Source organism: Sphingomonas suaedae (assembly GCF_007833215.1).
Classification (GTDB): Bacteria; Pseudomonadota; Alphaproteobacteria; order Sphingomonadales; family Sphingomonadaceae; genus Sphingomonas; species Sphingomonas suaedae.
On sequence record NZ_CP042239.1, the window covers coordinates 1,124,712 to 1,138,919 of the forward strand.

10 protein-coding genes are annotated in these 14,208 nt (G+C 65.4%); 6 read left to right on the forward strand and 4 right to left on the reverse strand.

Annotated features, from left to right (window positions below):
* Positions 1-113 precede the first annotated feature (113 nt).
* The 4 genes from FPZ54_RS05425 (at position 114) to FPZ54_RS05440 (ending at position 3,023) form a co-directional block, all read left to right on the forward strand.
* The gene (locus FPZ54_RS05425; RefSeq protein WP_145845558.1) at positions 114-1,184 is read left to right on the forward strand and encodes a PA0069 family radical SAM protein; all 1,071 of its coding nucleotides are present in this window, start codon (positions 114-116) and stop codon (positions 1,182-1,184) included.
* A gap of 38 nt (positions 1,185-1,222) precedes the next feature.
* Complete coding sequence (locus FPZ54_RS05430; RefSeq protein ID WP_145845559.1) at positions 1,223-1,663, forward strand: helix-turn-helix transcriptional regulator; 441 nt, start codon at positions 1,223-1,225, stop codon at positions 1,661-1,663.
* 105 nt (positions 1,664-1,768) lie between these two features.
* Entirely contained in the window at positions 1,769-2,314 is a 546-nt protein-coding gene (locus FPZ54_RS05435; RefSeq protein ID WP_145845560.1) for a DUF4199 domain-containing protein, read from the forward strand.
* Positions 2,315-2,495: 181 nt separating this feature from the next.
* Positions 2,496-3,023 (forward strand): phage tail protein, encoded by a 528-nt coding sequence (locus FPZ54_RS05440; protein ID WP_222428351.1) that lies wholly within the window; start codon positions 2,496-2,498, stop codon positions 3,021-3,023.
* Positions 3,024-3,091: 68 nt separating this feature from the next.
* On the opposite strand, the gene FPZ54_RS05445 is transcribed toward FPZ54_RS05440, so the two are convergent.
* From FPZ54_RS05445 to FPZ54_RS05455, 3 genes are all read right to left on the reverse strand, one after another.
* The gene (locus tag FPZ54_RS05445; protein ID WP_145849594.1) at positions 3,092-4,711 is read right to left on the reverse strand and encodes a long-chain fatty acid--CoA ligase; all 1,620 of its coding nucleotides are present in this window, start codon (positions 4,709-4,711) and stop codon (positions 3,092-3,094) included.
* A 249-nt stretch (positions 4,712-4,960) separates the two neighbouring features.
* Entirely contained in the window at positions 4,961-8,443 is a 3,483-nt protein-coding gene (gene dnaE, locus FPZ54_RS05450) for a DNA polymerase III subunit alpha (RefSeq protein WP_145845563.1), read from the reverse strand.
* Positions 8,444-8,556: 113 nt separating this feature from the next.
* Entirely contained in the window at positions 8,557-9,615 is a 1,059-nt protein-coding gene (locus FPZ54_RS05455; RefSeq protein WP_239019724.1) for an alpha/beta hydrolase, read from the reverse strand.
* A gap of 32 nt (positions 9,616-9,647) precedes the next feature.
* Here FPZ54_RS05455 and FPZ54_RS05460 point away from each other — a divergent pair, with 32 nt between their 5' ends.
* Entirely contained in the window at positions 9,648-10,853 is a 1,206-nt protein-coding gene (locus FPZ54_RS05460; RefSeq protein ID WP_145845565.1) for a saccharopine dehydrogenase family protein, read from the forward strand.
* Between the two features lie 196 nt (positions 10,854-11,049).
* A complete protein-coding gene (locus tag FPZ54_RS05465) occupies positions 11,050-12,219 on the forward strand; it encodes a carboxynorspermidine decarboxylase (RefSeq protein ID WP_145849596.1) in 1,170 nt (389 codons plus the stop codon).
* Here FPZ54_RS05465 and FPZ54_RS05470 read toward each other — a convergent pair.
* Entirely contained in the window at positions 12,189-14,186 is a 1,998-nt protein-coding gene (locus tag FPZ54_RS05470) for a magnesium transporter CorA family protein (RefSeq protein ID WP_145845567.1), read from the reverse strand. The genes FPZ54_RS05465 and FPZ54_RS05470 overlap by 31 nt on opposite strands.
* Positions 14,187-14,208 lie beyond the last annotated feature (22 nt).

The following is a 14,208-nucleotide window of genomic DNA, read 5'->3' on the forward strand; positions in this document are numbered from 1 at the left end:
AGATATGCCGGGAAACGACCCCCCGCCAGCCCGGTTTCAAGGGTGAAAGCAGAACTACGCCCGATCACCGCACAGTTCTTGTTATGTTCTGGCGTGGGCGCTAGACTCATCAAATGGCGAAACCCCGCCCCGTTCGCGGCGCGACCGATAATCGCGAAAGCACCCGCTTCGGCCTTGCCGAGCGCGAGGCCGATGGCGACTGGCTCGATGCGCGTGAGGATATCGATGGCGCCGCGCCGCCGCTCCGAACGACCGTCACCGTCGAACGCCCAAAGACGATCCTCACCCGCAACCAGTCTCCCGACATCCCCTTCGACCGATCGGTAAACCCGTATCGCGGCTGCGAGCATGGCTGCATCTATTGCTTCGCGCGTCCGACCCATGCCTGGCACGACCTGTCGCCGGGCCTCGATTTCGAGACGAAGCTGTTCGCCAAGCCCGATGCGCCCCATCTGCTCCGCGCGACGCTGGGCAAGCGCGGCTATGTCTGCCAGCCCATCGCCTTCGGCACCAACACCGACCCCTATCAGCCGATCGAGGCGACGTGGAAGATCACGCGTGGCTGTATCGAGGTGCTGGCGGAATGCGACCACCCGATCACCATCACCACCAAATCGGACCGCGTGACCCGCGACATCGACCTGCTCGGCCCGATGGCGGCAAAGGGGCTGGCGGCGGTGATGCTATCGGTGACCTCGCTCGATCCGAAGGTTGCGCGCACCGTCGAACCGCGCGCGCCGCATCCCGAACGCCGCCTCGCCGCCCTGGTGAAACTGCGCGAGGCCGGCATCCCGACCTTCGTCTCCCTGTCCCCGGTCATCCCCCAGATTACCGATCACGAGATTGAGCACATCATGGAACGCGCGGCGCAGGCGGGTGCGATCGGCTGCTTCTACCTTCCGGTCCGTCTGCCGTACGAAGTCGCCCCGCTGTTCCGCGCCTGGCTCGACGCACATTTCCCCGACCGCGCGGCCAAGGTGATGGCGACGATCCAGTCGATCCGTGGCGGCCGCGACAACGATCCCAATTTCCACAGCCGGATGCGCGGCGAAGGCCCCTGGGCGGCGCTGCTCCGCACCCGCTTCGCCATCGCCGCCCGCCGCCATGGTCTCGACAGACCCTTCCCCCCGCTGCGCCGCGACCTGTTCCGGCCGCCAGCAGGCGCGCAGGGGGAGTTGTTCTGACGGTTGCAAGCCGTCCGGCGCTGCGCGATGCTTGGACTATGGCTAGGCGGCGGCCCGAAACGATCTGGTGGCGTCAGGCCGCGCTATATGGCGCGCTGCTGGCACTGGCCGCAGCGCTGCTGCAATGGCTCGACTATCGCTGGCTCGCGCGCAGCCATTCGTTCGAACTTTATCTGCTGCTGGTCGCCATCTGCTTTCTCGCGCTCGGCCTGTTCGTCGGCGCCCGGTTGCTGGGCCGTGCGTCCCCCCCGCGGCCGCAGGGGAACCCGCAGGCGCGAGTCGCGCTCGGGATCAGCGAACGCGAGATGGTGGTGCTTGGCGAACTCGCCGCCGGTTACTCGAACAAGGAAATCGCCCGCCGCCTCGCCGTATCGCCAAATACGGTGAAGACGCATGTCGCGCGGCTGTTCGACAAGCTTGGCGCCCGCCGCCGCACCGATGCGATCGCCCGCGCCCGGGATCTCGGGCTGCTGCCCTGACCGGAAATCGGGGTGAGCGCGCCGAAATCACCCTTTCGGGCGATTGTGCATGGCGGGCGGCGCGGCATTCATAGGAGCACCCTATCAATGCAGCAGGAGGCAAACATGCAGCGGATCATCCTAACCTATGGCCTGATCGCCGGACTGGTCGTCGGCGTCCCCTTGTTCCTGATGGGAACGCTGATGGCGGACAATCCGCCCAGCGGCACCATCGGCATGGCAATCGGCTATCTCATCATGCTGGTCGCGTTCACTGCGATCTTCGCCGGGGTGAAGCAGCATCGCGACCATCATTGCGGCGGCGCCATCCGGTTCCTTCCCGCATTCGGCATGGGAGTTGCGATCACGCTGATCGCCAGTCTCGTCTATGTCCTCGCCTGGGAAGCCGTGCTGGCAGTCAATGGCGGCGACTACATCGCGCAGATGGCCGCGCAGATGATCGAAGAAAAGCGCGCGAGCGGCGCCAGCCCGGCGGAAATCGCCGCCCTGAGCAACCAGATGGCGCAGATGCAGGGCTATTACGCGAATCCGCTGCTGCGCGTTCTCATCACGATGAGCGAGATTCTGCCGATCGGCCTTCTCGTCGCGTTGGTCGCGGCCTTATTGCTCCGCAACCCGCGCTTCATGGCGGCGACACCGGGACAGCCTTAGCTCTAGCGATCGAGTCTACCCGTTCGGCAGACAGGTGAAAATTGGGCCGCGCACGCGCCCCGGCGAACCTGAACCCGGTATAGCGTTTCAAGAATTCCGCCTATCATGCTCAAGTTGCTGGAGTCGCGAATTGGACTTCAACGCAGCAACTGGACGAATGTGAACTGGAAGGAGCGGGATTATGGAACCATTTATCGGTCAGATCATGATGTTCGGCGGCAATTTCGCGCCCAGGGGGTGGGCGTTCTGCGATGGACAGCTCATGTCCATCCAGCAATATACCCCCCTCTACGCCATTATCGGCACGATCTATGGCGGCGATGGGCGGACGACGTTCAAGCTACCGGATTTGCGCGGGCGCTCACCCGTTCATGCCGGAACAGGTGCCGGGCCGGGGCTGGCTACGGTCGCGATCGGTCAGATCGGCGGTGCCCCGACCCACACATTGACGGTGGACGAGATGCCCGCGCACAATCACACTATGCACGGCGAACTCGCCACAGCGGACAAGCAAACGCCGCAAGGAAACATGCTGGCGCTGACCCCGGGCACGCCGATTTACGCGACCCCGATCCCCGCCGACGACCGGACCATGGCGCAGAGTTCGATCGGCAATAGCGGCGGCAGTCAGCCCTTCGATCTTCACAGCCCCTATCTGGGGCTGAATTTCATCATCGCGCTGGAAGGCATCTTCCCCTCGCGAAACTGACCGATGCGAACCGCCCGGTCGATCGCGACCGGGCGGCCACGCGCCCGGCCGGCGTCTTCAACCGCCCCTCATGCTGCCGCAAAACGATAATCGCGATATTGTGCCCGCAACGCGGTCTTGAGCAGCTTTCCGGTCGCGGTATGCGGAAGCGAGTCGACGAACAGGATTTCGTCGGGCAACCACCATTTGGCGACCTGCGTTGCGAGATGCGCGCGGATATCGTCCTCGCTGACATCGCTTCCTGCCTTGCGGATCACCAACAGCAACGGGCGCTCGTCCCATTTGGGATGATGCACCCCGATCGCTGCCGCTTCGGCGACGCCGGGACAACCGACTGCGGCATTCTCCAGATCGACCGAACTGATCCACTCGCCGCCCGATTTGATGACGTCCTTGGCCCGGTCGGTGATCTGCATCGTTCCGTCCGGGTGCAGCACCGCGACGTCCCCGGTGTCGAACCAGCCGTCCGGGGTCAGGCACGGCCCGCTTTCGTCCTGGAAATATTGCTTGATGATCCACGGTCCGCGGATTTGGAGCCGCCCCGACGTCGCGCCGTCGCGCGGCAGCAGCGCCCCCGCATCGTCCACCGTGCGCAGTTCGACGCCGAAGGGTGCCCGGCCCTGGAACACGGTCTTGTCGACCTTCTCCTCAAAGCTCAGGTCGTCCCAGTCATGCGTCGGGGCGCCCATCGTCCCGATCGGCGAGGTTTCGGTCATGCCCCAGGCATGGTTGACCCGCGCCCCCATCTTCATGATCCGCTCGATCATTGCGCGCGGCGCTGCCGATCCGCCGATCGTCACGACCTTCAGATGCTCGGGTGCAGCGCCCGTCTCATCGATATATTGGAACATCGCCAGCCACACTGTCGGCACCCCCGCGCTGTGGGTCACCTTCTCGCGGTTCATCAGGTCGCACAATGTCTTGCCGTCGTTGATCGCCGACATGACCAGCTTCACCCCCGCCATGGGCGCGGCAAAAGGCAGGCCCCACCCCACCGCATGGAACATCGGCACGACCGGCAGCACCACCGCCTGGGTCGACAAGTCAAACACCGCGGGCTGCAATTCGGCCATCGCATGGATCATCGAGGATCGGTGCGAGTAGAGCACGCCTTTCGGATTGCCCGTCGTCCCGCTGGTATAGCAGAGCAGGCACGGGTCGCGCTCGCTGCCTTCGACCCACTGATAATCGCCGGTCTCGGCGCCGATCACCGCCTCGAAACTGTCGGGGCCTTCGGCGCCTGCCCCGGCCTCCGAGCCAGGGTCGAAGACGATATAGTGCTCGATCGTCTTCCATTGCGGTTTCAGCTTGTCGACGATCGGCTGGAACATGCGGTCATAGATCAGCACGCGGTCCTCGGCATGGTTGCCGATATAGGCGAGCTGGTCCTCGAACAGCCGCGGGTTGATCGTGTGGACGACGCCACCCATCCCGATCGTGCCATGCCAGGCGACGAGATGGCGGCTGTGGTTCATCGCCAGCGTCGCGACGCGGTCGCCCGGCTTGATCCCCATCCGCTCCAGCGCCTGCGCCAGCTTGCGGGCGTCGCGCGCGATCTCGGCCCAGTTGGTGCGCGTCTCGCTGCCATCGGCCCAGCGGCTGACGATCTCGCGCGATCCATATTCGCGCTCCGCATGTTCGATCACCCGGGGTACCCGAAGCTCGAAATCCTGCATCGCGCCCAGCATCTTCATCTCCTAGTTCCGCGCGGGTTTCCGCGTCCGTCAACCCATCCTGCGGCTTCGAATGCGGGGATGCAAGGGGTCCTCGTTCCTCCCCCAGCTTGCTGGGGGAGGTGGCAGCGCGCAGCGCTGACGGAGGGGCCGCCCCGCAGAGGGCGGAATTTTGCCGAGCTACCCACGGCCGTCTGCGCGGCCGCCCCTCCATCACCGCTTCGCGGCGGTCCCCCTCTCCTGCTGCGCAGGGGAGGAATTTGGTCAGCTCGCCAGCGCCAGCCTGGGCTGAGCGGTCGGTTTCAACTCGGCGCGTTCGACCCCGGGCAGTCCCTCGACCCGCGTCGCCAATTCGCCGTCGAGCCGGAAATTGCGCCCCAGCACCAGCTCCGCCTCGCCGCCATCGGGCAGCGGCGCATCGATCACGACCTCGCACCGCCCGCCGCGGGCATCCGCGAGCAGCTGGGCGACGGCTGCCAAGGTGCCCGGTTCGCGCACCGCCATGCGCAGCGTCAGCCGCACATCCTTCGCCATCCCCTCGAACGGCTGGACCTTGCGCACCGTCACCCGCGCGCTGTCCTCGCCCGCCCGCCGGTCGAGCTCGACGGTCAGGATGCCGCATCCGCCGACGCGCGCCGCATCCTCCATCTCCTTGGCAGTATGCTCCTCGAAACAGGTGCACGGCACCGTCCCGCTGGCGTCCGACAACGTCGCCATCATGTAGCGCTTGCCGCGTGCCGAGGTGCGCCAGCGCGCATCCTCGATCAGCGCGGCGATCGTCGCGCCAGCGCGGCCCCCTTCGGCAATCTCGATCTCATTGAGGCTGGCGATGCTCCGCGCCGAATGCAGCTTGGCGAGATGCTGGTAGCGGTCGAGCGGGTGGGCCGAGAAGAAGAAGCCGAACGCCTCCTTCTCCGCCTCGATCCGCTGGCCCAGCGTCCAGTGTGCGCTCTTGGGCAGCTGGATCGCCGACCCGACCGGCTCGGCCTCGCCGAACAGCCCGCCCTGCCCGCTGGTGCGGTTTTCATGCGTGCGTTGCGCCACCGCCATGATCGTTTCGGCGGCGGCGTGGACCTTGGCCCGATCCGGCGCGATGCTGTCGAACGCCCCCGCCCCGGCCAGCGCCTCGACCTGCCGCTTGTTGAGCAGGCGTGGGTCCACGCGCCGCGCGAAATCGTCCAGGCTCTGGAACCGCCCCTTGGCCTGGCGTTCCTCGACCAGCAGTTCCATCGCCCGCTCACCCACGCCCTTTAGGCCTGCGAGCGCATAGCGGACGGCAAAGCCCTCCGCGGTCTCGGCCACCGAAAACTCCGCCTCGCTCGCATTGATATCGGGCGGCAGGCATGGCGTGTCGAGCCGCTTCATATCCTCGACGAAAACCGCCAGCTTCTCGGTCTGGCCAAGCTCGAAGCACATCGACGCAGCATAGAATTCGTGCGGATAATGCGCCTTCAGCCAGGCCGTATGATAGGCGAGCAGCGCATAGGCCGCCGCGTGCGACTTGTTGAACCCGTACCCCGCGAACTTGTCGATCAAGTCGAACAGCTCGTTCGCCTTCGCCTCCGCGATATTGTTGACCTTGGCACAGCCCTCGACGAACAGCGCGCGCTGCGCGTCCATCTCCGCTTTGATCTTCTTGCCCATCGCGCGGCGCAGCAAATCGGCGCCGCCGAGCGAATAGCCGGCCAGGATCTGCGCGGCCTGCATCACCTGTTCCTGATAGACGAAGATGCCGTAGGTTTCCTTGAGGATTCCCTCCAGCAACGGGTGCGGATATTCGATCGGCTCCAGCCCCTGCTTACGCCGCCCGAACATCGGAATATTGTCCATCGGACCCGGGCGATAGAGCGAGACGAGCGCGATGATGTCGCCGAAATTGGTCGGCCGCACCGCCGTCAGCGTGCGCCGCATCCCTTCGGATTCGAGCTGGAACACGCCAACTGTCTCACCGCGCTGAAGCAGCTCATACACCGCCGGATCGTCCCAGCCGAGCGCCGCAAGGTCGATGGCGATGTTGCGCGCGGCGAGCAGGTCGACCGCCTTTTGCAGAACCGACAGCGTCTTGAGGCCAAGGAAGTCGAATTTCACCAGCCCCGCGCCCTCGACATATTTCATGTCGAACTGCGTCACCGGCATGTCGGAGCGCGGGTCGCGATACAGCGGCACCAGCTCGGCCAGCGGACGGTCGCCAATCACAACGCCCGCCGCGTGGGTCGATGAGTGGCGCGGCAGCCCCTCCAGCCGCATGGCGAGGTCGATCAGGTGCCGGACATCGCTCGCGCCGTCATATTCCGCCTTGAACTCGCTCACCCCGTTGAGCGAGCGCGACAAAGTCCACGGATCGGTCGGGTGGTTGGGCACCAGCTTGGCGAGGCGATCGACCTGGCCATAGCTCATCTGGAGCACGCGCCCGGTATCCTTCAGCACCGCGCGCGCCTTCATCGTTCCAAAGGTGATGATCTGCGCCACCTGATTGCGCCCATATTTCGCCTGGACGTAGCGGATCACCTCGCCACGCCGCGTTTCGCAGAAATCGATGTCGAAATCGGGCATCGACACGCGTTCCGGGTTCAGGAAGCGCTCGAACAGCAATCCCAGCGCCAGCGGGTCGAGATCGGTGATGGTCAGCGCCCATGCGACCACGCTGCCCGCACCCGAACCGCGCCCCGGCCCCACCGGAATCCCGTTCGCCTTGGCCCATTTGATGAAGTCCGCGACGATCAGGAAGTAGCCGGGGAACCCCATCTGAACGATGATGTCGGTTTCGAATGCCAGTCGGTCGTAATATTCCTGCCGCTTGGCGGGGTCGGTGATCCCGGCAACTTCCAGCCGCGCCTCCAGCCCCGCACGCGCATCGGCGCGCAGCTGAGCCGCCTCCCCCTCGATGTCGCCGGCCAGGCTCGGCAGGATCGGCTTGCGCTTCGGCGCGGCAAAGGCACAGCGCTGCGCCACCACCAGCGTATTGTCGATCGCCTCGGGCAGATCGTCGAACAGCCGCTTCATCTCGGTCGCGGGCTTCATCCACGCGTCCGGCGAAGAGCGCTGGCGCTCCTCGCTCGCGACATAGGCCGATCCCGCGATGCACAGCATCGCGTCATGCGCCTGATGGAAGTCGGGAACGGCGTAACAGGCCGGATTGGTCGCAACGATGGGCAGCCCGCGGTCGTAGGCCAGGTCGAGCAGCTTCGGTTCCGCCCGCGCCTCGACCTCGTCCAGCCGCCGGATGATCTCGACATACAGCCGGTCGCCGAACAGCGCCTGGAGCCGATCGGCGTATGCGAGCGCGGCGTCCTCCTGCTCCTCGGCGAACAGCCGCGCCAAGGCGCCCTCGCGCCCGGCAGTCAGCGCGATCAGTCCGTCGGTCCGGCCCTCCAGCGCCGCGAACGGGACATGCGCGTCCTTTTCGATCGGCCGGTCGAGATGTGCCATCGACACGAGGTGACAGAGATTCTGATAGCCCCGCTCGTCCTGCGCAAACAGCGCCAGCCAGTCGAGCGGCGGGGTGACGCCATCGGGCATGTCCGCCCGCTCGACGCACAGCAGGGAGCCGATGATCGGCTGGACCCCGGCCTTTTTCGCCGCGTCCGAATAGGGCATCGCGGCATAGAGGCCATTGCGGTCGCACAGCCCGGCTGCAGGAAAGCCCAGTTCGCGCGCCCGCGACGCGATCGCCTTGGGTTCGATCGCGCCCTCCAGCATCGTGTAGGCGGAGAAGATGCGGAGGGGGACGAAGCCGGAATGGGGCATGGCGCGACTATATGTGGGGGGACGGCCGGGTCAAAGGAAGCCGGGCACTTGTCCACAGCTTATTCGGCACCGCCAGCGGCTGCAGCGGTACCTCCTTGCCCGAGGAGCGCCCCTTATCTGCCATGCGCAGCGGTCCAGGTTGCGAACCACTCCAGCCAGTTCGCGCCGGGGTTGGTCGGGGGCAGCGACAGCGCGCCGAAGCCATGGCCGCCGCGTTCGAGGAAATGGGCCTCGACCGGCACCTTGTGGCGGCGCGCGGTTTCGAGAAGCGCGATGCTCTGGCTGACCGGCACGGTGCCGTCATCCATCGCGTGGCACAGGAAGAGCGGCGGCATCGCCGGGCTGGCGCGGGTGAGGACGTCGAAGCGGGCGGAGGCTGCGCCTGCGGGGGGCGGGCCGCCGAACAAATTGGGCCCGGATCGGCTATTGGGACCGGCGCTGGCAAACTGGGTGACCGGGTAGATCAGGCCCGAAAAGGCCGGGCGCGCGGGCTGGCTGTCGGCGGTATCGCGCGGCTTGTACGCCGGATCGGCGTGGCCGACGGTAAGCGTGCCGCCGAGATGGCCCCCAGCGGAAAAGCCGAGAATGCCGAGCTTGGCGGGATCAATGCCGTAATGCGCGGCACTGGCACGGATCAGCCGCATCGCGCGCTGCGCATCCTGCAGCGGCACCTCCGTGCGGTTGAACCAGCCCTCGCCCGGCAGCCGATAGGCGAGGACGAACACCGTGATGCCGAGCGGATTGAGCACACGCGCGACATTCACCCCTTCATTGATCAGGCTGACAAAGACATAGCCCCCGCCCGGCATCACCAGCACCGCGCGGCCATCGGCCCGCTGGGGGCGGAACACGCCGAGATAGGGGTAGCGGATGCCCTTTTCCCACCGCTGCGGCGTGCCAAGCGGGAGTGGGACGGGAATTTTCGACGGCGCGATGCCGGGTGGGGTGCCCGGGGGCAGACCGGGCCAGAGCATCATGGTTTCGCGCGGGGGCCATGGCGGGGCCGGGGTGAAGACCTTGGGCCGCGATTGCGCCGTGGCCTGTCCCGCAAGGCCGAATGCCGTTGCGCCGCCAATAAATGCCCTGCGTCCGATCGTCATGCTCATGTCACGCCGATAGCCGACGGGATCGGCCTTTGCATCCCGGGCGTTGCTCTCATATGGGAGCCTCATTCCCTTCGGGACATCTTTAGGAAGGACAAGGCGTGAAGGACGTTCTCGTAATCGGCGCAGGCGGCGTTTCGTCGGTCGCGGTGCACAAGATGGCGAAGAATCCCGAGCTGTTCGGCAAGATCACCCTCGCCAGCCGCCGCCAGTTCAAGTGCGACGCGATCGCCGAATCGGTCAAGCAGCGCTTCGGCGTAACGATCGACACTGCACAGGTCGACGCCGATGACGTCGCCGCGACGTCGAAGCTGATCGAACAGGTCAAGCCGAACCTGCTGGTCAACCTGGCGCTGCCCTATCAGGACCTGAACCTGATGGACGCGTGCCTGAATACCGGCACCGACTATCTCGACACCGCCAATTACGAGCCGCGCGACGAGGCGCGGTTCCATTATGGCTGGCAGTGGGACTATCAGGACCGCTTCAAGAATGCGGGCCTGATGGCGCTGCTGGGCTCGGGCTTCGATCCCGGCGTGACCAGCGTGTTCGCGATGTACATCAAGAAGCACCTGCTCGACACGATCCGCACGCTCGACATCCTCGACTGCAATGGCGGCGATCACGGCCAGCATTTCGCGACCAACTTCAATCCCGAGATCAACATCCGCGAGATCACCGCGCCCGCGCGGCATTGGGAGAATGGGGAATGGGTCGAGACCCCGGCGCTGTCGACGCGGCAGGTGTTCGAGTTCGATCAGGTCGGCGCCAAGAACATGTACCTCATGTATCATGAGGAGTTGGAGAGCCTGGCCAAGTTCATCCCCGAAATGGAGCGTGCGCGCTTCTGGATGACGTTCGGCGAACAGTATCTGACCCATCTGCGCGTGCTGCAGAATGTCGGCATGACCTCGATCGAGCCGATCATGTTCGAGGGCCGCGAGATCGTGCCGCTGCAGTTCCTGAAGGCGGTACTGCCCGAGCCCTCGACGCTGGGCACGACGACCAAGGGCAAGACCAATATCGGCGACATCGCGACCGGCATGAAGGACGGCGAAGAGAAGACCTTCTACGTCTATAATGTCTGCGATCACGAAGACGCGTTCGAGGAGACCGGCAATCAGGCGGTGAGCTACACCACCGGCGTTCCGGCGATGATTGGCGCGGCGCTGATGCTCAATGGCACGTGGCGTGGCGAAGGCGTGTTCAACATGGAGCAGTTCGATCCCGACCCCTTCATGGACATGCTGAACCAGCATGGCCTGCCATGGCAGGTGCATGAGCTGGACGGGCCGCTGAAGTTCTAAAATTCCTCCCCTGAGCTTGCTCAGGGGAGGGGGACCGCTCGCGCAGCGAGTGGTGGAGGGGCCGCCCCGCAGAGGGCGGCGTTTCGGCCGTCTGCGCGGCCGCCCCTCCGTCATCGCTGCGCGATGCCACCTCCCCTGCGGGGCAGGGGAGGATTTTGGAGTTGTCATGACCGAAACCCGCGCTGCATCGCCCGTGATGTCCACCAAGGCCGGCGATCCGGGCGCGTTTGCCCGGTTCGACCTCGCCCGCGTGCCGTCGCCGTGTTTCGTCGTCGATGCGGCGGCGGTGGAGCGCAACCTCGCGACCATCGCCGATGTGCGCGATCGGGCAGGGGTGAAGATCCTGCTGGCGCTCAAGGCGTTTTCGATGTGGTCGCTGGGCGATCTGGTCGGCACCTATCTCGACGGCGTCGCGACGTCGGGGCTGTATGAGGCGAAGCTCGCCAAGGATCATTATCATGGCGAGATCGCAACCTATTGCTCGGGCTACAAGGCCGCCGACATGGCCGAAATCTGCGCAATTTCCGATCATGTGATCTTCAACACCCCGTTCCAGCATGCCGCGATGAAGAGCGAACTGGCGGCAGCGCGGGCGCGTGGGGACAAGTTCGAGGTCGGCCTGCGCCTCAATCCGATGCACAGCGAGGGCGAGGTCCAGAAATACGATCCCGCGCAACCGCATTCGCGGCTTGGTTTCCCCGCCGATCAGTTGACGGCGGAGCATCTGGAGGGTGTGGACGGCATCCATGTCCATTCGCTGTGCGAACAGGATTTCCCGCCGCTGCGTCGTACCTGGGAAGCGCTGCGCCCGCGCATCGCGCCCTATCTCGGCCAGCTCAAATGGCTCAATCTCGGCGGCGGGCATCACATCACGCGCGCCGATTATCAGCGCGATGATCTGGTCGATTTTCTCAAACAGGTCCGCGCGGAAACCGGCCTTGAGGTGATCCTGGAGCCGGGTGAGGCGATCGCGCTCGATACCGGCATTCTGGTCGGCGAGTTCGTCGATCTGTTCGACAATGGAATGCCGATCGGCGTGGTCGATATCTCCGCCACTTGCCACATGCCCGATGTGATCGAGGCGCCCTATCGCCCGGCGATGCTGGGTGAAGACGGCGACGTGCTGGTACGGCTGGGCGGGCCGTCATGCCTGGCGGGCGATATCCTCGGCGACTATCGTTTCCCGGAGCGGCCGGTGCCGGGACAGCGTTTCGCGTTCCTGGATCAGGCGCATTATTCGATGGTCAAGACCACGACCTTCAACGGCGTGCCGCTGCCCGCCATCGCGCTCTGGGACAGCCGGAGCGACGATCTGCAGATCGTAAAGACCTTCGGCTATTCCGATTTCGAGGGGCGTTTGTCCTGAGGTTCGGGTGCCGGCGATGATTTTCGCCTGATCCACGGTCCGTCGAGCGGGACCGGCCCGTTGATCGGGAAAGGATCGACCAGATAGCGCCGATAGAGCGCCCCGAGTTCGTCCTGCATCCCCATGCTCGCCACCAGATTGTTGGGAAGCTGGACGATACCCATGATCGCCAGGATGAACAGGATCGTGTTGGTGCGCCGTTCGGCATAGCTGCTGCGCAGGCCCGACACGTCCTCGACCAGCGATTCGATGCGATCGACGGTTTCGTGCGCGTCCTTGAACCGCGTTTCGGTGCCGCTCTTGGCGCGAACCGCCGCCAGCGCCGCCGTTTCCTTGGGGTAGCGAAAGATATTACCCGACCGGTGGATCGACGCCCAGCGGAACAGTTCGAGCCGCCGCCGGATATTTTGCTCGAGGATGCCGACATTGGTCAGGAACATCTCGTCCGCGCGGTCGAGCACGTCGCGGACATCGGCCATCGGACGCGAGCGGGCATGGTCGAAGCGGAGCCGGGTGGCGCCAAACAGGCGGAAGACCGGTCGGATCAGCCTGGCGAATTGCGCACCCATCCAGCGCCGCAGGCTGAATGACCGGCGCGGCGCGTAGATCATGTCGCCGATCCCCTTTTCGAGTTCGCTGACGACCAGTTCGTCATGCACCGCGACGAGGAAGGTGAGCAGCAGATAGGGACAGGTGCCCAGCTTTGGGCGTCCCCGCTGGTAGGATCGCCAGCTCTTCGCGATCTCGATCATCATGCTGGGATGGATGAACAGCGCGGATTCGACCGAATTGGCGGTGGGGCGGGTCGAATCATGGATTTCCGAATCATCCTGGGCCGGGAAGTCCGGCACCCCCTGCACCAGCCCGGCGATCGCGAGCAGCGGACGTTCGAACGTCGCACCGTCCTTGTTGACATGCCATTCGACGTCGCCGTCCTGCGCCGCGTGACGATCGCGCCACTCCGCATCGGATTTAAGCATCATCGCAACGGGGCAGGTCGGCGGTTCCGCCGTCGTCGCGCCCGCCGAATCCCTCGCCGCCCGCGCAGCGGTGACCGTGGCGCGATGCGCGTCGGTACGGCGCCCCTGGTCGTACATGTCGATGGCGCAGGAGGTTACGCCGAACAGCGCGTCGCTCTCGATGCCCAGGCAGAGCCGGTGCAGCGCATCGGCGTCGAGCGGCTTGCGGACGAAGCCGGGCGTGGCGAGGCCATAGGCGCGGATAATGTCGCGGATGCCATTGGGCGGTCCGTGCGGCTCGTCTTCGATCTGCCGCAGCCTTTCTTCGGCAAAGTCCACCAGCGACAGGGCCGTCCCCTGCGGTTCGGTGGAAAAGCCGCCGCACTCGACATTGGTCGCATCGCTATCGGGGCTGAGCGCGAACTGCTGAAGCTGAAGCAGCGCATATTCGTCCATCAGCCCTTCGGCGGGGCTTTGCGGCTTTTCATGCGCCTGGGTCAGGGTGAACAGGTAGAAAATCCGGCCGCTGTCGAACGCGCAGAAGGAATCGCGCAGGCAGAATTCGATGCGTCGCCGATCTTCCGGCACCAGCAGCACGGTGGTCGTGCCCTCGTACAGATATTCCCAGCTTTCGCCACGCTGGAACCAGACCTGCCGGGTGCGGCAATTTTCGGGGGCGGCGGAGGCGAGGAACAGAAAGGGGCGGCCATTGGTGCCGGGCGGGCCGGTCGTCACATCGTCGAGGAAGGACCGAACCGGCTCGACCAGCTTGTCGAAGGCGGGCGTATCGTCATGCGCCAGCCGGTCCACCAACGCGCGCAGCCGGAAGGCGACGCGATCTTCCTGATTGCCATGGCGGCGGGTCAGCTTGCGCAGCTCCCGCCCGAGGCGGGATCGTTCGTAGCTGATCTCGAATGCGAAGGTGAGTGATGTGCGCGCGAGCCCCGGGAACACCGGCGCCTCACGCCTGTCCTGCCGTGTGTCATTTCTGTTCGGCGTGTCGCTCATCCAGCCCCCCGGCCCCTGATGA

What these genes read in the sequence shown, in the direction of transcription:
- FPZ54_RS05425 (WP_145845558.1), top strand. Translation starts at nt 114, where the DNA reads ATGGCGAAACCCCGCCCCGTTCGCGGCGCGACCGATAATCGCGAAAGC.
- FPZ54_RS05430 (WP_145845559.1), top strand. Translation starts at nt 1,223, where the DNA reads ATGGCTAGGCGGCGGCCCGAAACGATCTGGTGGCGTCAGGCCGCGCTA.
- FPZ54_RS05435 (WP_145845560.1), top strand. Translation starts at nt 1,769, where the DNA reads ATGCAGCGGATCATCCTAACCTATGGCCTGATCGCCGGACTGGTCGTC.
- FPZ54_RS05440 (WP_222428351.1), top strand. Translation starts at nt 2,496, where the DNA reads ATGGAACCATTTATCGGTCAGATCATGATGTTCGGCGGCAATTTCGCG.
- FPZ54_RS05445 (WP_145849594.1), bottom strand. Translation starts at nt 4,711, where the DNA reads ATGCTGGGCGCGATGCAGGATTTCGAGCTTCGGGTACCCCGGGTGATC.
- dnaE (WP_145845563.1), bottom strand. Translation starts at nt 8,443, where the DNA reads ATGCCCCATTCCGGCTTCGTCCCCCTCCGCATCTTCTCCGCCTACACG.
- FPZ54_RS05455 (WP_239019724.1), bottom strand. Translation starts at nt 9,615, where the DNA reads ATGAGGCTCCCATATGAGAGCAACGCCCGGGATGCAAAGGCCGATCCC.
- FPZ54_RS05465 (WP_145849596.1), top strand. Translation starts at nt 11,050, where the DNA reads ATGTCCACCAAGGCCGGCGATCCGGGCGCGTTTGCCCGGTTCGACCTC.
- FPZ54_RS05470 (WP_145845567.1), bottom strand. Translation starts at nt 14,186, where the DNA reads ATGAGCGACACGCCGAACAGAAATGACACACGGCAGGACAGGCGTGAG.